Below are 19,502 nucleotides of genomic sequence, written 5' to 3'. Positions count from 1 at the left end.
GAGATCGCTATGGCGCTGAATGATTTTCACGTTTCTGAACCTTATACGCTTGGTATTGAGCTGGAGATGCAGGTGATCAATCCACCTGGCTACGATTTAAGTCAGGACTCTTCTACGCTGATCGACGCCGTTAAGCCCCAACTTACTGCGGGAGAAATTAAGCACGATATCACCGAAAGTATGCTGGAGATGGCCACGGGCGTCTGCCGCGATATTGACCAGGCGGCGGCCCAACTTTCTGCCATGCAGCACGTTATTTTACAGGCGGCGTCGGAACACCATCTCGGCATTTGCGGCGGCGGTACGCACCCTTTTCAAAAATGGCAGCGTCAGGAGGTCTGTGATAATGAGCGCTATCAACGCACGCTGGAAAATTTCGGCTACTTAATTCAACAGGCGACGGTTTTCGGCCAGCATGTCCACGTCGGCTGCGCGAATGGCGACGATGCGATTTATCTTTTACACGGGCTGTCGCATTTTGTGCCGCACTTTATTGCGCTCTCCGCCGCGTCTCCCTATATGCAAGGATCTGACACCCGTTTTGCCTGCGCGCGCCTGAATATTTTTTCCGCTTTTCCCGATAACGGTCCCATGCCGTGGGTCAGTAACTGGCAAGAGTTTGCCGGACTATTTCGCCGTCTGTCTTACACCACGATGATCGACAGCATCAAAGATTTGCACTGGGATATCCGCCCCAGCCCGGCCTTTGGCACGGTAGAAGTTCGGGTGATGGATACGCCGCTCACCCTTGATCATGCCATCAATATGGCAGGGTTGATTCAGGCGACCGCGCACTGGCTGCTGACCGAGCGTCCCTTTAAACCGCAGGAACAAGACTATCTGTTATATAAATTCAACCGTTTTCAGGCTTGCCGCTATGGTCTGGAGGGCGTGCTAACCGATGCCTATACCGGCGACCGCCGTCGCCTGGCAGATGATACGCTGCGTCTGCTGGACAACGTTACCCCCTCTGCGCGCAAGCTGGGCGCCGACAGCGCCATTGACGCGCTACGTCTGCAGGTGAAAAAAGGCGGTAACGAAGCGCAATATATGCGGGAGTTTATTGCCGACGGCGGATCGCTGATAGGTCTGGTACAAAAACATTGTGAAATCTGGGCGGGACAATAGACAGCATATTTGCCTTACCAGGCGATATCCCGGACAATGGCGTTTTAACTTACGTTTAACAAAGCCATGAAACACCCGCTTGAATCATTGATGACCGCTGCCGGTATTTTGCTGATGGCGTTGCTCTCCAGCCTGCTGCTGCCCGCCCCTTCGCTCGGCCTTGCGCTGGCGCAAAAACTGGTCGGGATCTTTCATCTTATGGATCTCAACCAGCTTTATACTTTGTTGTTTTGTTTATGGTTTCTGTTGCTCGGCGCGCTGGAATATTATGTCATTCGCTTTATCTGGCGGCGCTGGTTTTCGCTGGCCGATTAAACATTTCAATGCGTACGGCCATGCTTTTCTTTACGATAAGCGCCTGGCGGCAGGTTGAACGTGCGGGTAAAAATGCGCGTAAAGGTTTGCTGCGAATCAAAACCATACTTGAGACAAATATCATACACCTTCTGGTCGGTGTCGAGCAGGTCGCGCGCCGCCAGTTTTAGCTTCCGTTCACGCACGTAGCGTCCCAGACTCTCCCCTTTGTACTGCATAAAAAGGCGCTGCAGGTGCCACTTGGAATACCCCGCATGACGGGCAATATCATCAATACGTAACGGCTGATTCAAATTATCATCAATCCACTCGACAATCGTGTCGATAACCTGAGCGGAAATGGTCATCGTGCTCTCCCCTCTATCAAACTCGTCAGCGGCTCCCGCACCGCACATTTACGGCAACAGCAATAAGCATAGTAATAACCACATAAATTGTGAGACGGCTTATCGCATAGCCTGCAATATGCTTTTCTACCACTTCATGCGGCAGCCCTTGATTATGAGTGAGTAAGCACTCATTATAGAAAGCAAAGATACGCCGTCAAGGTACTTTTCAAAGGTTGACATTCACCGTTGCGACGCGACAACGGGCATGATTCAATCATGTTTTTCCAGACATAAGGGTAACGTGTAGTGGCTCGTCCGAAGAGTGAAGACAAAAAACAAGCATTACTGGAAGCGGCAACCCAGGCGATAGCGCAATCCGGTATCGCCGCCTCAACGGCGGTGATTGCGCGTAACGCAGGTGTTGCAGAAGGAACATTGTTTCGCTATTTCGCGACCAAAGATGAGCTAATTAACACGTTGTATTTGCATTTAAAGCAGGATCTCTGCCAGTCGATGATAATGGAGCTGGATCGATCCATTACCGATGCCAAAATGATGACCCGTTTTATCTGGAACAGTTACATCAGTTGGGGTCTGAACCATCCCGCGCGCCACCGGGCGATCCGTCAACTGGCTGTCAGCGAAAAGCTCACCAAAGAGACGGAACAACGGGCCGACGATATGTTCCCCGAATTGCGCGATTTATGTCATCGTTCCGTTTTGATGGTGTTTATGTCGGATGAGTACCGCGCCTTCGGCGACGGCCTTTTTCTGGCGCTGGCTGAAACAACAATGGATTTCGCCGCGCGCGATCCCGCTCGCGCTGGCGAATATATTGCGCTGGGATTCGAAGCCATGTGGCGCGCGCTGACTCGCGAGGAGCAATAATGGACGGTCAAACACTGCACGCCTGGGCAAAACGCTTTGCGCTGGAACTGCCTTTTACCGAACACTGCTGGCCTTTCGGCCCACAGTACGATGTGTTTAAAGTCGGCGGCAAAATATTCATGCTGTTCACTGAACATCACTGTCGCCCAGTGGTGAACCTGAAGTCGGATCCCCAAAAGTCCCTGGTAAATCAACAAATTTACCCCAGCCTTGCGCCTGGCTATCACATGAATAAGAAACACTGGATTTCAGTCTATGCGGGCGAGGATATCACCGTCTCGCTACTCAACGATTTGATAAATGACTCATGGAATCTGGTCGTAGACGGGCTGCCTAAAAGAGAGCAACTGCGCCTGCGGCCGCGCTGATGCAATAACCGTTTCCGCATTTTCCTCCCTTATCTTTTTACCGATAACCCGGTACCCTGCTGATACAAAAGGGTACTAAACCAACCAGGAGCATTTATGGATATCGTTTCTGTCGCCTTACAGCGCTACTCCACTAAGGCGTTCGATCCCAGCAAAAAACTGACCGCCGAAGAAGCGGATAAAATAAAAACACTACTACAGTACAGTCCCTCCAGCACCAATTCCCAGCCGTGGCACTTTATTGTCGCCAGTACGGAAGAGGGCAAAGCGCGTGTCGCAAAATCCGCCGCCGCCAATTATGTGTTTAACGAACGTAAAATGTTAGACGCCTCCCATGTGGTGGTCTTCTGCGCGAAAACCGCGATGGATGACGCATGGCTTGAGCGCGTCGTCGATCAGGAAGATGCTGATGGCCGTTTCGCTACGCCGGAAGCTAAAGCGGCAAATGATAAAGGTCGCCGCTTTTTCGCCGATATGCACCGCGTCTCGCTGAAAGATGACCACCAGTGGATGGCGAAACAGGTTTATCTGAACGTCGGCAACTTTCTGCTGGGCGTCGCCGCGATGGGTCTCGACGCCGTCCCCATTGAAGGTTTCGACGCCGAGGTGCTCGACGCTGAATTTGGTCTGAAAGAAAAAGGCTATACCAGTCTGGTCGTGGTGCCGGTCGGCCATCATAGCGTCGAGGATTTCAACGCCGGGCTGCCGAAATCACGTCTGCCGCTTGAAACCACACTGACGGAAGTCTAATCCCCTGCCTAAGCCGGACGCCCGTCCGGCTTTTTTCACCTTTCTGCCAGGTTCCCCAATGATCAATGGCGCGAAGTGCCAGGTTTTACATCGCTAGTGTTAACTTTTTCTTTCAACCTATTGAAAATAAATAATATTTAAAACTGGTACGCCGTTTGCCATATCTGGATACCCCCTATCTGGATGAAGGAGAAAACGGCGTGACACCGGTTTGCGCCTACGATGGCGATATTGTCACCACGGGGTTGGCCCTCCCTGGCGTGTCATCAAAATCGGGCGCTAAACCCAACGTTATAACGGGTTTGATTGCCATCGCTTAACCCTGCCGTTTGCGACAGCCCGGCGAAAGCGGACACCGTTGCCGACAGCGGAAAATCTGCGCCAATCGCGATATCAACCCAGTTTTTATCCTGCGCTTTTCCGTCGCGGCTAAACGTCAGCGCGGTCGATTTAAGGCCGCCGTTCGCCACATACGTATCATCGCCAAACTGACGGCGATAATTAATCTGCGCCCAGGAATGAATGATACTGTGGCGAAGATCCAGACGCCAACCCGCGCTGCCCACCTGCGAATGGGCGTTTTGGTCGCCAAAACGCATTGATGTACTGGTATTGAGCTTCTCGCTATAACCATTAACGTGGCTGTAATCCCATGCATATTGCAGCATCGGTCCGGTCGTTAACCACGGCATCATGACAAAATCATAACCACTGGTTAACCTCGCGCCCCACAGCCGACCGTTGGTTTCGCCCTCTTCCACCCGTCTTAGCGCACCGAGCGTGATACTGCGCTGAATGTTACTGAATTTAGCGGACAGGTAGTGTAAATCGCCATCCAGCCACGCCTGACCGGCGCGTAAATGGCTGAATACGGCGGCCTGAAAACCGCGGGCGTCATAACGATAATTATCGTCAGGATGTTGCTTATCCAGAGAACCGGCTATCAGCCCTCCCAGCAGTACCTGCTCGTTAAGCTGATAATCGACGCCAACCGTCAGATTATTATGATTACCGTTCCCGTCGGCCTCATTATTATCATAACGTTGATATCCCCCGCTGTATCCGCCGAACATACCCAGCGAACCGACAGGGTTTTCCCCCTGGCGAAGCTGCTGGTAGCGACTGTCAAGCGTGGTACGACTGCCTTGCGCCATCGACTGAACGCTTTGGTTCAGGTATGTCGCCTGTACCGGCGCGGCAATGATCGACTGGATATATTGCGCAATAATGGTATGGACCTGCGGACCGGGATGTAAATGATCGGCAAACAGATAGTCCTGCGACGCATTAAATCCAGGCATTGCCGAGGAGCACGCCGAAGCGGATACGCCCGGCGGGCAAGCCATACCTACGGTATTTGTCAGACCAAACGCCTGCGGGTTGGCAAGAATTTCCTTAAAGAGGCCGTTGATATCGGCACGGGCTATATTGCCGCCGTGTTGCTCCAGCCCCTTCTCTTCCATCTGATTATAATAATCGGTCAGAGCTGACGCCTGCCCTGCCGCCTTTTCATAGCCCGCCAGCAGTTGCTCAACGAGCAGTTGCTGAATAAACGGATTGCTGCTTACCGTTGCAGCCGCCGCCAGCAACGCCTTGCGGATCGCCTGTTGCCGACTGGCGAAATCGGGCGTAGCTCCCTCCGCCAGCGCCTCTAACGCCGCTTTTAGCGCCGGGGGCGCCGCTGCGCCCAGCCCGGCGGTGATTACCGCCTCCAGAAGCATTGGCGTCGCACTAATATCCGGTACGTTTGGCACCACGACCAGCCCGGCGCCGGCATCCAGTAACAGCCCTACCTGCGCCGCCGCGCTAGTGGCGCTATTACCGGCTATTTGCTGTGCCATGGCAGGTCGCGCGATGGCCGCCGCCAGATCGTTTCCGCCGACCCAGTGAATATACAAACCGTTGTGGTCGGCTTTTCCCCCCGTTTTGGCAAGCCACTGCCGTACCTGATCCGCGGTATTATCCTGCGGGTTTAATTCCGGGGTCGCCGTCGCGCCGCCGGCGGCATAATTAGAACCGCCATTGCTGGAAGGGCTTAATGCCAGCCCATATAGTTCGGCCAACTGTTCGTCGTAGAGCTTATTTTGACCACTATCCCAGGTCCAGCGACCGTTATTCCCGGTATCGCTAAGGCTATCGCCAATTACCGTAAGAGAATCAAACGCACAGGCAGATAATGGCGCGGCCAGCGCCAGCGAGAGTATGCCGTATTTTAGCAGGGTACGCTTTTGGGTCATCCGATGTTCCTTAATGTTATTGTTGATAGGTACGACGGTGCTAATCATCATCCGACAGAAACATTGCAATCGTTTTAAGCATTCTGGTTAAAATGTTTTCATCCATTGTTGACGAACTGGCGCCTGTTCAAAAAGAGGGAACCGCGTAAAATAACGACGTTTATAGGGCGCTGGATAAAATATAGCGTATGGATAACCCCAGAGGCGCTTTTAACCGTCTGTTGCTGATTATGCCTGAAGCGCAGGCGTCCTGATTTGCATAAATGCCATTCAGCAGTCATCATAGGCTGCTGTTTATAAAGGAGAGATTATGCAGGAATTGATATCCCGGGTAGAAGATTTAGCGGGAATTGAAATGAATCACACCACGTCGCTGGTGGTGATATTTGGTATTATTTTTCTGACAGCAGTTGTCGTGCATATTATTTTGCACTGGATAGTACTGCGCGCTTTCGAAAAACGCGCCAGCGCCAGTTCCCGCCTGTGGCTGCAAATTATTACCCAGAATAAATTATTCCATCGTCTGGCTTTTACGCTACAAGGCATCATTGTCAATATTCAGGCCGCGCTCTGGCTACAAAAAGGCAGTGAGGCTGCGGATATCCTGACGACCTGCGCGCAGTTATGGATTATGACCTACGCCCTGCTGTCGTTATTTTCTCTGCTGGACGTGATTTTCAATCTATCGCAAAAATGGCCCGCCGCCTCTCAGTTACCGCTAAAAGGAATATTTCAGGGCATTAAGCTCATCGGCGCAATTATCGTCGGCATTCTGATGATCTCACTGCTGATTGGCCAGTCACCAGCAATTTTAATCAGCGGGCTTGGCGCGATGGCCGCGGTATTAATGCTGGTCTTTAAAGACCCGATTCTTGGCCTGGTTGCCGGTATCCAGCTTTCCGCCAACGATATGCTCAAACTGGGCGACTGGCTGGAGATGCCAAAATATGGCGCAGATGGCGCGGTCATTGATATTGGCTTAACCACGGTAAAAGTACGCAACTGGGATAATACCATCACCACCATTCCCACCTGGTCGCTGGTTTCCGACTCGTTCAAAAACTGGAGCGGCATGTCTGCGTCCGGCGGACGCCGGATTAAACGCAGCATTAATATTGACGCGACCAGTATCCATTTTCTGGATGATGATGAAAAACAGCGGCTGTTAACCGCGCAACTGTTAAAGCCGTACCTTACCAGCCGTCATCAGGAAATCGATGAATGGAATAAACAACTGGATGCGCCGGAATCAGCCTTAAATCACCGCCGAATGACCAATATCGGGACATTTCGCGCCTATCTGAACGAATATTTACGCCACCATCCGCGCATCCGTAAAGACATGACGCTGATGGTACGCCAACTGGCGCCTGACGATCATGGTTTGCCGATAGAGATCTACGCCTTTACCAATACCGTCGTGTGGCTGGAATATGAGAGCATTCAGGCCGATATTTTCGACCATATTTTTGCCGTGGTGGAAGAGTTTGGCTTGCGTATTCATCAGACGCCGACCGGCAGCGATATTCGCGCGCTGTCAGGGACATTGCGGCATTAATGGATTGCCCGATCGCATGAACATGGGATCGGGCAAAAAAGTTAATGAGCCTTACGGCGCAAAACGGTAAACGCGATAAACAGGAATACAATCCATACCGGCAGCAAAATCGCCGACAATCGCATATCGTCCATCGTACACATTAACACCAGAATCAGCGCCAGAAACGCAATGCACAAATAGTTTCCGGCGGGATAGAACAGCGCCTTAAATTGCGTCTCGCGCCCTTTACGACGCATCGCCGCGCGAAAACGTAAATGCGCGAGACAGATCATTATCCAGTTTAGCAATAGCGTCGCGACAACCAGCGCCATCAACAGGCTAAACGCTTTTTGCGGCAACAGATAGTTGATCAGCACCACCAGCGAGGTAATCGCTCCGGAAAGTATCAGCGAGTTCACCGGTACGCCGCGATGGCTGACGCGGGTTAAAAATTTCGGCGCGTTGCCTTGTACGGACAGGCCGAACAGCATTCGGCTATTCGAATAAACGCCGCTGTTATATACCGAAAGCGACGCGACCAGAATAACGAAATTCAGCGCCGAAGCCACCACATTACTGTCCAGGTTATGGAAGATCATCACAAAAGGGCTGCTATTGGATTTCACCTCTACCCACGGATAGAGCGCCAGCAACACCACCAGCGAACCGATGTAGAACAGCAAAATACGGTATACCACCTGATTCACCGCTTTCGGGATGCTTTTTTGCGGATCGCGCGCTTCCGCCGCAGTAATGCCGATCAGCTCCAGTCCGCCAAAAGAAAACATAATCACCGCCAGCGACAGAAGCAAACCATGCCAACCGGTAGCGAAGAAACCGTTATAACGCCAGAGGTTATCAATGCTGGCATGTTCGCCGCCGTGGCCGGAGAACAGCAGCCACAGACCAAAACCTATCATGCCGATAATCGCCAGCACTTTAATGAGCGCGAACCAGAATTCCGTTTCGCCATACAGACGAACGTTCACCAGATTCACGGCATTAATGATAATAAAAAACGCCGCCGCCCATACCCATGTTGGTACGTCAGGCAGCCAGTACTGCATATAGATGCCCGCCGCGGTCAACTCCGCCATCCCGACCAGCACAAACATGACCCAATAGTTCCAGCCCGACAAAAAGCCCGCAAACGGCCCCCAATATTTCCAGGCGAAGTGGGCAAACGATCCGGAAACCGGCTCTTCCACGACCATTTCACCCAACTGGCGCATAATGAGAAAAGCGATAATCCCGGCAACGCCATAGCCCAACAAAACAGCCGGCCCCGCCATTTGAATCGCCGGGCCGATGCCCAGAAACAGTCCGGTGCCAATGGCGCCGCCCAGCGCAATTAGCTGAATATGGCGGTTTTGCAACCCCCGCTGAAGCGTCGGTTCATTCTTCGACGCGGCATCCGACACGCTGGCGCCGGATGCAGTTGACGCGTTTTTCACGTCCTACCCCTGTATCGTTTTTATTGAGGGGCACCTTTTAACATTTCGCTCTCGCTGCCGCAAGGCGCAATCGTTTGTCAAGGCTCAACTCCGGACGTTAACGTTATCGTGTAAAAAAAGATGTCGCGGGGAGTAAAAAGAAAAGAGTGCGCGCCGATATAGAACGTTACGGGTGACAGACGCCGAGTATAAAATATGTGAATAACTCTGGACGAAAAGTACGACACCCTACAGAATACATTTAGTATTTTTTCAGTATTTTCAAAAAGGTGAATCAGACCTGGTATCTGTTATCCGTTTTTGAGCCACGCCAGGCATCAACGTCATGAATAAAATCATCAAACGTTTAGAGATCATCAAAAGCGCCATCGAACTTGAGGATGAAGAGATTATCCGTCAGCAGCTCATCTACCTGAAAAATGAGCCGCAGGATGCCGTAATCAGCGCGATTGCCCAGGCGATTGAAGCTCGTCGATTCAGTGACGCCATGCAAGAGATCGCCGCCTGGCTACAGGCTCAACGGGCGCTCTCGACGTGGCAAGATCCCTCTATTGCCGCCAGTAAGCTGGAGCTGAAAGCGCTTGAAGCCCAACTTCGCGATCTGATTGACAAACGAAATGCGCGGGTACAAATCCTCGACGATTTCAACGACCTCTATCATCTGCGTCTCGGGCCGTTGATGAGCCGTATTCTGGAGTTGCGTAAACAGCTCGCGGTGAGTATGCAGCGTAAGCAAGAAGCCGAAATAAAACGCCGGGAAAAGGATTATCAATCCTGCCTGCAATTTATTTCCCAGGCCGTGGATCAACTGGCAACGCTAAAACAGCAGTGGACAGGATTGAATGCCGCCTCGCGCGAAGCGGTGGGCATCCGTCAGCGAATCCAGCAGCAGACGGAATTAATTACCGCGTTGCTGGCGGAAATTCGCGAGCTGGAAGCGGATTTTTCCCATCAGGACGACAGCGCATTCCGCCAGGCGCAGGAAAATGCGGAACAGGACTATCACCAGTACCGGGAGCAGCAGCAGGAAGCGCAATTCCGCTACGCTCGCGATCAACGTTTGTCGGCTGACGAACGCAATGAATTAAAACGTTTGTGGCGTCAGGCCAGCCGCCTGTGTCACCCGGATGTGGTCGCCGATGAATTGAAAGAAAAAGCGCACCAGATGATGGTACAGCTTAATCAGGCGCGGCAGAATGCCGATCTGGCGGCAATTCGCGCGTTATTGACGCAGCTGCAAAGCGGTCTGGAACCGATGATGGCAAGCGACAGGCTCAATAACCTGGAACATCTGCGCCATAAAATACGCCAGCTCCGCACGCAAATCGACGCGCTGTTGAAAGAGATAACGCAACTGGAAACGGAAAACGCCTGGCGGCTCGCCTCTTCCGTTGCGGATAAGGAAGCCTATTTCTCCGAGCAGGAACGGGCGCTAACCGAAATTCGCAATACGCTGGAGGCGCAGGTTCAACAGGTGGAACAGGAACTTCTGGCAGGGTAGTCCATCATTCATCAACACATTGTCGGATGGCGCAAGCGCCACCCGACGAATCGCGGCATAAAGAGGGTAAGAGGGTCGCTACTGGCGCTGTAAAAGTAACGAACGGGCGGAGTCCGCCATGATCATCACCGCCCCTGCCAGCATTAACGTATCTTTTAATACCAGCCGCCCGGCGCCCGATAAATACGGGAAACCATAATGCGCATCGCCCAGCGGCATAACCCAGGCCTCCGGCGTGGTGATTAAAAACGACAGCGTGACAAATGGCGTCAGGAATGCCAGCACGCCGCCCGCCAGCCCTAACCAGCGGCTGACAGGGTTAGCCAGTACCAGCACCGCGATAATCAATTCCACCACGCCCAGACCATCCGAAAACGCATACGTATTATTGGCCGTTTGCCAGGCGCGTTCCTCCGGTTTTAGTTCGCCCTCATGCGTCAGATGCTGACGATATTCTTCAGGATGTTCATAGAAAAAAGACATAAACGGGCTGTTCGCCACAAACGGGGTAATACTGTCTGCCTCATAGGGCACAAATTTTAGTAGTCCAATCCAGATAAAAACGATGGCGATACTCAGGCGAATTAATGTTAATCCAAGCCGATCCCCCTGACTTAACAGACGAAGATATTTATCCATCTCAGGCTCTCCTTATTTATATAATATCGCAGTGGCGTAACTCGTATTATCAATACGCATTGACGTAATTTTCCATGACGACGCCTGTTTACTTTGCGCCAGTCTGGCAATAGCGTCTTCAAGCATTGACGGCGTTGCTGACACCGCAGAAACGCTGATATATTCAACGTCAGTTAGCGGCTGGGCGGAGGCGGAAAACGCCAGCGGCGCAGCCAATAATGAAGCAATAAGCGTGGTAACTTTTAACATCGAGATTTCCAGTCGTGGGTTATTTCAATGGTGTTATAATACGTTATGCCTGACTAAAGCCTTTTCTTTCAGACGCCAGCATATTTGTCCTGGCGTATTTTTATGGTCTGACAGGCAAAAAAAAGCCCTGATTAACAGGGCTACATTATTTATGTTTTACTTAATGAGAGAGAAGAGATCGTTTAAAGACTCACTCATTGTAGGATGGGTAAATATCTGGTCGCGTAACACCGTATAAGGTAAATCTGCATCCATAACGGTTTTAACGATATTAATCATTTCATGAGAATCGACGCATAACAATGACACCCCTACAATACGCTGCGTATTCACGTCCACTACCGCTTTTAGTACGCCACGAGTATCGTTCATAACACGGGCGCGAGGGATCGCCGCCACCGGTAATGTCACCACCTGCACCGTTGCGCCGCTTGCCCGCGCTTGTTCTTCCGTCAGCCCGACACGAGAGAGCGGCGGCGTCATAAAGACGGAATACGGAACATTCTGGCGATCGCGGGTACTGCGTTTGCCATCTCCCAATAACCCGTCGCGTACAATACGAAAATCATCCAGTGAAATATAGGTAAACTGCAACCCACCGGTAACGTCGCCCATCGCCCAGATATTGTCCGCCGTGGTACGCAGGTAATCATCCACGATGATCCCGCCGCGTTCGTTCACCGCCACGCCGGCGTTCTGCAACTGTAAGCCAGCCGTCGCCGGTTTTCGCCCCGACGCCACCAGCAGGGCATCCACAAGATGCGCGCCTTCCGGCGTTTCTACTTGTACCGCGCCCTCCTTTGAGGATACGGCCTGTAAGTTGGCGTTTAAAATCAGCTCGACGCCCTTTTCCTGTAAAATACGGGTAATTGCCTGCGCGATATCCCGATCTTCACGAGGCAGGAATTGCGGCGCTGCTTCAAAGATAGTGACCTTCGTACCGAAGTTGGCGAACATTGAGGCAAATTCAAGGCCAATATAACCACCGCCTAAAATCCCTAGGCGCGCCGGACGCTGGCTCAGGCTGAGTAGTCCGGTGCTATCGAACACCCCTGCCGTCGTTGTTAAGCCCGTAATAGCCGGGATCACCGACTCTGCGCCAGTATTAATGAAGATCTTTTCTCCCCGTAACACCCGCTCGCCGTCCGCCTGAAATACCCGTAAGGTATGGTTATCAATAAACTCCGCCCTTCCCTCAATCACATCGACATTGTCCAGGTCGGCAAGATTATGAAAATTTTTGTCGCGTAAAAAATTTACGACCGCCGCTTTGCGTTGCATGGCGACAGAAAAATCGCCCTCACGTTCCGCGTCATGCACCAGCGTTTTCGTTGGAATACAGCCAATGTTGATGCAGGTTCCGCCGAACATACTGGCGGACTGTTCGATAATCGCCACGCGCCATCCCGTCTTCGCCAGAGTTGCCGCCAACGTTTTTCCTGCCTTGCCAAAACCAATAATGAGCGCCTGATACTGTGTCATCTTCTTTCTCCGCCAAATCACCATCTGTTTGTCAGGACAAGTATAAATAACGTCAAAAAAGACAGGGTTATCCGTAACGCGCCAATTTTTGTCTTATCGTCTAAATTAGCGGTTAGCAAAAACAAGAGTAGAAATGACATTGAGTCCGAAATATAGTAATCAGAGACAGAAATGGTTATCCCTATTTTTGAAAAAGAATCTGTTCTGGAGTCTATATGGATGCGCTTAGTCGGCTATTGACGCTTAACGCCCCTCAGGGCTCAATCGACAAGAATTGCCCGTTAGGCGGCGACTGGCAGTTGCCGCACGCCGCTGGCGAACTATCGGTGATTCGCTGGCATACCGTTACGCAGGGCGAAGCGCAACTGGAAATGCCTACCGGCGACGCCATGACGCTTACGCCGGGAAAGGTGGTGATTCTGCCGCAAAACTCCGCCCACCGTTTGCGCCAGTCTGGCGAAGCACCGACACATATCGTGTGCGGTAGTCTACGTCTGCACACGACGTCACGTTATTTCCTTACCGCGTTGCCGGAAGTGTTATGTCTTGCCCCGCCGCCGCATAGCCCCGCCAGTATCTGGCTTAACGCCGCCATTTTGCTGTTACAGCAGGAGTCGGAACGCCATTTACCTGGCGCTGATGTCTTATACAGTCAGCAGTGCGCCACGCTGTTTACCCTCGCCGTTCGCGACTGGCTATCGCAGGCTGGCACGGAGAAAAGCGTGCTCAATTTATTACTGCATCCCCGGCTGGGCCGCGTGATCCTTCACATGCTGGAAACACCGGCGCATCCCTGGACGGTCGAAACGCTGGCGCAACGGGTACACATGTCGCGGGCGAGCTTCGCCCAGCTATTTCGCGACGTGTCCGCTACGACGCCCTTAGCCGTGTTAACAACGCTGCGCCTGCAAATCGCCGCCCAGACCCTGTCGCGTGAAGCGCTGCCGGTGATGGTGATTGCCGAGTCGGTAGGTTATGCGAGCGAATCTTCTTTTCACAAAGCGTTTGTCCGTGAATTCGGTTGTACACCAGGCGAGTACCGCAAACGGGTCAGCGCGCTCGGACGATAAACGTGTGCCGCAAGGCGACGATGCCTGCGCAGCCACATCAGCTTGTAGGCTGCCGGAATGATGAACAGCGACAGCAACGGCGCGGTAATACGGCTCATCACCTCAGAACCCGCGCCGGTCCCCCATAAAACAGGTAGCAGACCGGCGATAATCACCGCTACCGTCATGGCTTTTGGCCGCACCCGGAGCACCGCCCCGTGGTAGAGCGCCTCATTGAGTGTTTCTGCCGAAAAGGTGTTGGGAGCTTGCGCTTTGAAGGCCGCGCCTGCTGAATCACCGGCGATCCCATCATGCTGCGCAGAGCGATCAGTAATTTACTCTCTAATGCGATGCGCTATACGCCGCCAGGTAAAACCATTACTCTTCGGATAAAAGAAGCGGACGACCAGATACATATTATTGTTGAAAACCCCGGTACGCCAATCGCGCCGGAACATTTGCCGCGCCTTTTCGATCGTTTTTATCGGGTTGATCCCTCCCGCCAGCGTAAAGGGGAAGGCAGCGGTATAGGCCTGGCAATTGTAAAATCCATCGTCATTGCGCATCAGGGAAAAGTTTCTGTCACCTCCGATACGCGCGCTACTCGTTTTATTTTGACATTACCCAAACACCTCCGTTGAACTGTAGCGATAGTGAAAGGCGCTATCGCTAACCAGCAAAATAATCTGACATCATCGTCATTATCCCGTCACGCGCCAGACTCAACGACTGTTTTATTATTTCTCTTATTAACCCACACCGGAGAAATAAGTTGAATAAGTTTACATCCCTTTTAGCTGTCGTTTTTTTATTTCAGCTGGCGTAAAAGTCGCAGAGAAAATGGAATCCCGCCAATTATCCGTCACCGCGCATGAGATGATGAATAACGGTGACGCCTTCGCGCACCAGCAAATGGCTTAGACACAGAAAACCAGCGCCCCGACTCCTGTGGAAAATGCGACACCCTTTTCTGAAATGGACGACTATGAAAAAGCAATGGTCATCCATCAATCGATGAATAATGCCCATTCTTTCGCCCATGAGATCCAGGCTGAGGAGCACCATAAACAGATTAAACACAATTAGTTATTTGCATATTAGCGTCACGTACTGCGGATGGCACAACGTCGCCCCCGCAGAAGCTTACGGATTAACATAATTTTGAGAGGTTAAATGGCGCGCCCTGCAGGATTCGAACCTGCGACCCACGGCTTAGATGTTCCTGGAACTACCTGAGCTAACAACAAGTTATCCCATTACTACGGCGCTCACACTCGCCCCATCCTCGAAAAACATGCAAAGCCTTGCAAACCAATGCAAAGCTTTGTGTGTCCCGTTTTTGTCCCAAACTACTTAGCAATCAGCAATACCTATTGATCGGCAACAACGATCAATTAATAATATAACAATAAGTTTAAACTATCAAATATCACATTATTGATCGTTTATATCGATCAAAGCAATTTGTAGTGCTACACTCCAGACCTTTCCGAATCCGCTGATTTTCATAATGTTGAAGTTATTCGCTAAGTACACATCGATCGGTGTTCTTAACACGCTTATTCATTGGGGCGTATTTGCTTTTTGTGTGTATGGGATGCATACGCATCAGGCGCTGGCGAACTTTTCCGGTTTTGTTATCGCCGTATCGTTCAGCTTCTATGCCAATGCGCGCTTCACCTTTAATGCCAGCACCACCACGCTTCGCTACATGATGTACGTGGGGTTTATGGGAACACTGAGCGCCGTTGTTGGCTGGATGGCTGACAAATGTTCCCTGCCGCCACTCCTTACTCTTGTCACCTTTTCAGCTATCAGCCTGATATGCGGATTCATTTATTCAAATTTCATTGTCTTTAGGGATGCGAAATGAAAGTCTCGTTAGTCGTTCCGGTCTTCAATGAAGAAGCCACGATACCTATTTTCTATAAAACGGTTCGCGAGTTTGAAGAGCTAAAACCGTATGAAGTTGAGATTGTTTTCATCAACGACGGAAGCAAAGATGCGACTGAATCAATAATTAACAAAATAGCTGCATCTGATCCGCTCGTTATTCCGCTTTCGTTTACGCGAAACTTCGGTAAAGAACCTGCTCTTTTCGCGGGTCTCGACCATGCAACCGGGGATGCGGTCATTCCTATTGATGTCGATTTACAGGATCCGATAGAAGTTATCCCCCATCTCAGTGGCAGGCTGGCGCGGATATGGTGCTGGCTAAGCGCTCAGACCGCTCAACTGACGGGCGCATGAAGCGTAAGACAGCTGAATGGTTTTATAAGCTGCACAATAAAATCAGCAATCCGAAAATTGAAGAGAACGTCGGTGATTTCCGGTTAATGAGCCGTGAGGTTGTCGAAAATATTAAACAGATGCCAGAACGTAATCTGTTTATGAAAGGCGTTCTGTCATGGGTGGGCGGCAAGACTGATGTAGTTGAATACGCCCGCGCTGAGCGTGTTGCCTGCGATTCAAAATTCAATGGCTGGAAATTATGGAATCTGGCGCTGGAAGGAATAACTTCTTTCTCAACATTTCCGCTCCGCATATGGACTTACATTGGATTGTTTATTGCAGGTATGTCATTCCTTTACGGTGCATGGATGATTATTGATAAATTAATATTTGGAAATAATGTTCCTGGCTACCCGTCTCTTCTTGTTTCTGTACTTTTTCTGGGTGGCGTTCAATTGATAGGAATAGGTATTCTTGGGGAATATATTGGCAGGATTTACATAGAAACAAAAAAAAGGCCTAAGTACATAATTAAGAATGAGAAGAAAAATGGTTAACAATAGATTAAAAATGGTAATCGCTATCCTTATAGTTTTCTCGTTGGTGTATTCAATAGGATTTATCACACCAATGAACTCTGATGACTATACTTATGCCCTAAGAGAGCTTTCGCTTTCTAGCGTAAAAATGCACTATTTGGGATGGAGCGGAAGGGTTGTGTCAGATACGATCAGCACATCTCTATTAAAGTTTTTCTCCCCGCATATTTACAATGCAATAAACTCAGCAGCGCTAACATTAATGGTGTTGTGCTGGACAATGATCCCAGCTACATTAACAAAGTCGTCACCGTCCCCATATGTGATGATTTTCTTATTTTTCTTATACTTCGTTGCAAATCCAGCCCTCGGTCAAACTAACTTCTGGCTTGTTGGGTCAGCAAATTACTTATGGACCAACATGTTCATTGCCATTTATATACTAATTTCTATATATTTAAGCAATGGTAAAAAATCCAATTTAATACTCTTTGTATATGCCATATCATCGATATTTGCAGGTTGCTCAAATGAAAATACATCTCTTGTAGTTGTATTAATTTCTGTAGCATATTTCTTTATAATGAATAGAAATAAATATTTACTGATTGGCGTATTCGGATCTGCAATAGGCGCGGGGGTTCTCCTGCTGGCTCCGGGAAACCTATCCCGTGCGTCTACAATACAAGACTGGTACAATCAACCACTTGCATGGAGGGTTCTTGAGCACTTTTCAGAAAGGCTGCCATCAGCAATGGGGGCATATTGGCAGGTCTATATTGCATTTATAATACTACTAATCTCTGTAGTGTTATCAAGGAATAGTAGCAGCAAACTTATGTTTGGAAGCTTTTTATTCATGCTGGGTGCAATTGCTGCAAATGTTGCGTTCCTTGCATCTCCTGCAATGCCCAGCAGGGCTCTCAATGGAGCACTCTGCTTTATGATTCTTTCGATTTCCTTTGTTGCTCATTCTGCATTTACGAAATTTAACAAGGCTTCCATTTATTTATCTGTTACTACATATGCAATGGCTTTTTTATATTTCATCCCATCATACATCCTCTATTACTCATCAATTAAATCAATAAGCAAACAAACGGAGATTAGGGAAGAAATAATAGACAGGGCGAAACATAACAAACAAGATCAAGCGATAATTCCTGATTATTACTTTCCACCGGTACTGCATGCAGGCCCAAGTCTTGATACGTTTAACAGTGAAGCAATGTCTAGATACTACGGGATTGATTTGAAAATAACTGCTCCAGGATTTTTCGACTATTCACGAGCCTTTAATTTCAAGCCTCTTAATATTAACGCAAAAATATGTAACAACGTTTATATAAAATCATTATGGATATATAAACAGCAAATGGGCATTAAAACCTTTGTAATATTTGAGTTTAATAAAAATCCTGCTAATTCTCTTGATGAGAATACAGCGATGTTCATTAGCTTTAAAACAAAGGATGGAAAAATTATAAATGCAGATGTCGACAAGAAGACATTCCAAATAGACGGAAGATGGCTTTCCGGGCGGGCGATTAACGGCATAGATTCAAATGAATTAGAATCAATTACATCTGGGACATGGGACGTTAGAACAGGGGCGAGGACAAATGAGAATATTACGGAAATAATTAAATAACATTCATGTATAATTAATGTTCCCCGCCACCAATGGGTAACGGGCGGCGGGGATTCCTACATATCGTATGTCACAAATGCCCCATCAGGTTTCTTAGCAAGAAGTCGCAATGCACCATCAGTCCCAAAAAAGAACCCAACGGAGCCATAGTGCATTAATCCAGACTCCGGCAACTGACCAATACACGCAAGGATACGCATGTGCCCAAAGCCCATCCGGTTCAACTCCACCACAGATGCAGGAACACCGTCTTTTAGTGCGGATAAACTGCCCCCTACTGGTTTCACTACCGGGTAAAGGAACCTGACAATCTGCGGTCAATGTGAATCGCCACAGGTTTAACAGACACCTCAGAGCCATTTAAGATGACTTAAAGAGAGGTGCCTATGAGCGGTAAACGTTATCCCGAAGAGTTTAAAATTGAAGCGGTAAGACAGGTCGTTGAGCGTGGCCATTCTGTTTCCAGCGCCGCAACACATCTCGATATTACTACCCACAGTCTTTACGCCAGGATAAAGAAGTACGGGTCGAACTCCTCCACCAATAAAGAAATAAAGAGCAGTCAGATGATCAGACCGGAATCCGCCGACTCCCGAAAGAGTTGAAGCGGGTTACTGACGAGCGGGACATATAAAAAAAAGCCGCAATAGATTCAATTGGTCACTGCAACCATGAATGACAAAAGATAGAGTCCTGAATGCGCTTCTGATGGCCGTGTGGCGACGTAATCACCCGCTATGAATGGCAGTCGCTCCTGAAACCGCACGGACTGGAGAGCAGAATGAGCCGTCGTGGCAACTGTCATGACAATGCGGTTGCAGAAAGCTTTTTCCAGCTACTGAAGCGTGAACGGATAAAGGAAAAGATCTACGGAACGAGAGACGAAGCCAGAAGCGATATTTTTGATTACATAGAAATGTTTTATAACAGTAGACGCCGGCATGGTTCGAGCGAGCAGATGCCACCGGCTGAATATGAAAACCTATATCATCAACGACTCAGAAGTGTCCAGGTTATCCGTGGTGATTCACAGATATGCTCACCTTGCGCCTAATCATTTAACGGAACACGCGAGGAAAATAGACGACATTTTTGGTGATGATGTCCCAAATATGTACCATATGGAAAATAAGGAGGAAATAAAGAAACGT

17 protein-coding genes and 5 pseudogenes are annotated in these 19,502 nt (G+C 49.7%); 15 read left to right on the top strand and 7 right to left on the bottom strand.

What is annotated here, in order from left to right; translation table 11 throughout:
• The first annotated feature begins 9 nt into the window (after positions 1-9).
• Positions 10-1,128: a YbdK family carboxylate-amine ligase gene (locus tag ACFK9X_RS07290; RefSeq protein ID WP_001196908.1), complete on the top strand. Its 1,119-nt coding sequence runs from the start codon at positions 10-12 to the stop codon at positions 1,126-1,128.
• A gap of 66 nt (positions 1,129-1,194) precedes the next feature.
• A complete protein-coding gene (locus ACFK9X_RS07285; protein WP_000682497.1) occupies positions 1,195-1,443 on the top strand; it encodes a DUF1158 family protein in 249 nt (82 codons plus the stop codon).
• 5 nt (positions 1,444-1,448) lie between these two features.
• Here ACFK9X_RS07285 and ACFK9X_RS07280 read toward each other — a convergent pair whose 3' ends face one another.
• Positions 1,449-1,790 (bottom strand): RamA family antibiotic efflux transcriptional regulator, encoded by a 342-nt coding sequence (locus tag ACFK9X_RS07280; RefSeq protein WP_000155631.1) that lies wholly within the window; start codon positions 1,788-1,790, stop codon positions 1,449-1,451.
• Between the two features lie 288 nt (positions 1,791-2,078).
• Between ACFK9X_RS07280 and ACFK9X_RS07275 the strand changes: the two genes are divergently transcribed.
• The 3 genes from ACFK9X_RS07275 to nfsB all read left to right on the top strand — a co-directional run bounded on the left by ACFK9X_RS07275 (position 2,079) and on the right by nfsB (position 3,778).
• A complete protein-coding gene (locus ACFK9X_RS07275) occupies positions 2,079-2,660 on the top strand; it encodes a TetR/AcrR family transcriptional regulator (RefSeq protein WP_000113609.1) in 582 nt (193 codons plus the stop codon).
• Complete coding sequence (locus tag ACFK9X_RS07270; RefSeq protein ID WP_151116001.1) at positions 2,660-3,028, top strand: MmcQ/YjbR family DNA-binding protein; 369 nt, start codon at positions 2,660-2,662, stop codon at positions 3,026-3,028. Before ACFK9X_RS07275 ends, ACFK9X_RS07270 begins: the two co-directional genes overlap by 1 nt.
• Positions 3,029-3,124: 96 nt before the next feature.
• A complete protein-coding gene (gene nfsB, locus ACFK9X_RS07265; protein WP_023253961.1) occupies positions 3,125-3,778 on the top strand; it encodes an oxygen-insensitive NAD(P)H nitroreductase in 654 nt (217 codons plus the stop codon).
• A 266-nt stretch (positions 3,779-4,044) separates the two neighbouring features.
• On the opposite strand, the gene ACFK9X_RS07260 is transcribed toward nfsB, so the two are convergent.
• Positions 4,045-6,015, bottom strand: coding sequence for an autotransporter outer membrane beta-barrel domain-containing protein (locus ACFK9X_RS07260; protein ID WP_151115999.1), 1,971 nt, complete (start codon positions 6,013-6,015; stop codon positions 4,045-4,047).
• 310 nt (positions 6,016-6,325) lie between these two features.
• On the opposite strand from ACFK9X_RS07260, the gene ACFK9X_RS07255 reads away from it, so the two are divergent.
• On the top strand, positions 6,326-7,573 hold the full coding sequence (locus ACFK9X_RS07255; RefSeq protein ID WP_001156978.1) for a mechanosensitive ion channel family protein: 1,248 nt from the start codon (positions 6,326-6,328) through the stop codon (positions 7,571-7,573).
• 41 nt (positions 7,574-7,614) lie between these two features.
• Here ACFK9X_RS07255 and pheP read toward each other — a convergent pair whose 3' ends face one another.
• The gene (gene pheP, locus ACFK9X_RS07250) at positions 7,615-9,009 is read right to left on the bottom strand and encodes a phenylalanine transporter (protein WP_000786288.1); all 1,395 of its coding nucleotides are present in this window, start codon (positions 9,007-9,009) and stop codon (positions 7,615-7,617) included.
• Positions 9,010-9,334: 325 nt separating this feature from the next.
• Between pheP and ACFK9X_RS07245 the strand changes: the two genes are divergently transcribed.
• Positions 9,335-10,510, top strand: a complete 1,176-nt coding sequence (locus ACFK9X_RS07245; RefSeq protein ID WP_001033452.1) for a DnaJ family molecular chaperone — start codon at positions 9,335-9,337, stop codon at positions 10,508-10,510.
• A gap of 78 nt (positions 10,511-10,588) precedes the next feature.
• Here the strand turns inward: ACFK9X_RS07245 and rclC are convergent, their stop codons facing one another.
• From rclC to rclA, 3 genes are all read right to left on the bottom strand, one after another.
• A complete protein-coding gene (gene rclC / locus ACFK9X_RS07240) occupies positions 10,589-11,149 on the bottom strand; it encodes a reactive chlorine resistance membrane protein RclC (RefSeq protein ID WP_000362181.1) in 561 nt (186 codons plus the stop codon).
• 12 nt (positions 11,150-11,161) lie between these two features.
• Positions 11,162-11,398 (bottom strand): reactive chlorine resistance periplasmic protein RclB, encoded by a 237-nt coding sequence (rclB, locus tag ACFK9X_RS07235; protein ID WP_151115997.1) that lies wholly within the window; start codon positions 11,396-11,398, stop codon positions 11,162-11,164.
• A 156-nt stretch (positions 11,399-11,554) separates the two neighbouring features.
• On the bottom strand, positions 11,555-12,880 hold the full coding sequence (gene rclA, locus ACFK9X_RS07230) for a reactive chlorine resistance oxidoreductase RclA (RefSeq protein ID WP_080205985.1): 1,326 nt from the start codon (positions 12,878-12,880) through the stop codon (positions 11,555-11,557).
• Between the two features lie 215 nt (positions 12,881-13,095).
• Between rclA and rclR the strand changes: the two genes are divergently transcribed.
• Positions 13,096-13,950, top strand: coding sequence for a reactive chlorine-specific transcriptional regulator RclR (gene rclR / locus ACFK9X_RS07225; RefSeq protein WP_058107647.1), 855 nt, complete (start codon positions 13,096-13,098; stop codon positions 13,948-13,950).
• Between the two features lie 17 nt (positions 13,951-13,967).
• Here rclR and ACFK9X_RS07220 read toward each other — a convergent pair.
• A pseudogene (locus tag ACFK9X_RS07220) lies at positions 13,968-14,192 on the bottom strand (efflux RND transporter permease subunit); the annotation flags it as partial.
• A 3-nt stretch (positions 14,193-14,195) separates the two neighbouring features.
• Here ACFK9X_RS07220 and ACFK9X_RS07215 point away from each other — a divergent pair.
• The 7 genes and pseudogenes from ACFK9X_RS07215 to ACFK9X_RS07185 all read left to right on the top strand — a co-directional run.
• Positions 14,196-14,570 (top strand): annotated as a pseudogene (locus tag ACFK9X_RS07215) (ATP-binding protein); the annotation flags it as partial.
• 869 nt (positions 14,571-15,439) lie between these two features.
• Entirely contained in the window at positions 15,440-15,802 is a 363-nt protein-coding gene (locus ACFK9X_RS07210) for a GtrA family protein (RefSeq protein WP_000915524.1), read from the top strand.
• Positions 15,799-16,718 (top strand): annotated as a pseudogene (locus ACFK9X_RS07205) (glycosyltransferase family 2 protein). The gene ACFK9X_RS07210 and the pseudogene ACFK9X_RS07205 overlap by 4 nt, the downstream one beginning before the upstream one ends.
• On the top strand, positions 16,699-18,351 hold the full coding sequence (locus ACFK9X_RS07200; protein ID WP_151115995.1) for a DUF6056 family protein: 1,653 nt from the start codon (positions 16,699-16,701) through the stop codon (positions 18,349-18,351). The pseudogene ACFK9X_RS07205 and the gene ACFK9X_RS07200 overlap by 20 nt, the downstream one beginning before the upstream one ends.
• A 386-nt stretch (positions 18,352-18,737) precedes the next feature.
• Positions 18,738-18,956 (top strand): IS3 family transposase, encoded by a 219-nt coding sequence (locus ACFK9X_RS07195; protein WP_001541675.1) that lies wholly within the window; start codon positions 18,738-18,740, stop codon positions 18,954-18,956.
• A gap of 34 nt (positions 18,957-18,990) precedes the next feature.
• A pseudogene (locus tag ACFK9X_RS07190) lies at positions 18,991-19,405 on the top strand (IS3 family transposase); the annotation flags it as partial.
• A pseudogene (locus ACFK9X_RS07185) lies at positions 19,374-19,499 on the top strand (integrase); the annotation flags it as partial. The pseudogenes ACFK9X_RS07190 and ACFK9X_RS07185, both read left to right, overlap by 32 nt.
• Between the last annotated feature and the right edge of the window lie 3 nt (positions 19,500-19,502).

It is taken from the genome of Salmonella sp. WC3 (genome assembly GCF_042932255.1).
Classification (GTDB): Bacteria; Pseudomonadota; Gammaproteobacteria; order Enterobacterales; family Enterobacteriaceae; genus Salmonella; species Salmonella enterica.
Note: the sequence above shows the minus strand (reverse complement) of the source record. Positions and strands in the feature narration are given on the sequence as shown.

Excerpts from the sequence above, each read along its gene's own strand:
- ACFK9X_RS07285 (WP_000682497.1), top strand. The coding sequence starts at position 1,195 with ATGAAACACCCGCTTGAATCATTGATGACCGCTGCCGGTATTTTGCTG.
- ACFK9X_RS07290 (WP_001196908.1), top strand. The coding sequence starts at position 10 with ATGGCGCTGAATGATTTTCACGTTTCTGAACCTTATACGCTTGGTATT.
- rclR (WP_058107647.1), top strand. The coding sequence starts at position 13,096 with ATGGATGCGCTTAGTCGGCTATTGACGCTTAACGCCCCTCAGGGCTCA.
- ACFK9X_RS07270 (WP_151116001.1), top strand. The coding sequence starts at position 2,660 with ATGGACGGTCAAACACTGCACGCCTGGGCAAAACGCTTTGCGCTGGAA.
- ACFK9X_RS07245 (WP_001033452.1), top strand. The coding sequence starts at position 9,335 with ATGAATAAAATCATCAAACGTTTAGAGATCATCAAAAGCGCCATCGAA.
- nfsB (WP_023253961.1), top strand. The coding sequence starts at position 3,125 with ATGGATATCGTTTCTGTCGCCTTACAGCGCTACTCCACTAAGGCGTTC.
- ACFK9X_RS07195 (WP_001541675.1), top strand. The coding sequence starts at position 18,738 with ATGAGCGGTAAACGTTATCCCGAAGAGTTTAAAATTGAAGCGGTAAGA.
- ACFK9X_RS07200 (WP_151115995.1), top strand. The coding sequence starts at position 16,699 with ATGAGAAGAAAAATGGTTAACAATAGATTAAAAATGGTAATCGCTATC.
- rclB (WP_151115997.1), bottom strand. The coding sequence starts at position 11,398 with ATGTTAAAAGTTACCACGCTTATTGCTTCATTATTGGCTGCGCCGCTG.
- ACFK9X_RS07210 (WP_000915524.1), top strand. The coding sequence starts at position 15,440 with ATGTTGAAGTTATTCGCTAAGTACACATCGATCGGTGTTCTTAACACG.
- ACFK9X_RS07280 (WP_000155631.1), bottom strand. The coding sequence starts at position 1,790 with ATGACCATTTCCGCTCAGGTTATCGACACGATTGTCGAGTGGATTGAT.
- rclC (WP_000362181.1), bottom strand. The coding sequence starts at position 11,149 with ATGGATAAATATCTTCGTCTGTTAAGTCAGGGGGATCGGCTTGGATTA.
- ACFK9X_RS07255 (WP_001156978.1), top strand. The coding sequence starts at position 6,326 with ATGCAGGAATTGATATCCCGGGTAGAAGATTTAGCGGGAATTGAAATG.
- ACFK9X_RS07260 (WP_151115999.1), bottom strand. The coding sequence starts at position 6,015 with ATGACCCAAAAGCGTACCCTGCTAAAATACGGCATACTCTCGCTGGCG.
- rclA (WP_080205985.1), bottom strand. The coding sequence starts at position 12,880 with ATGACACAGTATCAGGCGCTCATTATTGGTTTTGGCAAGGCAGGAAAA.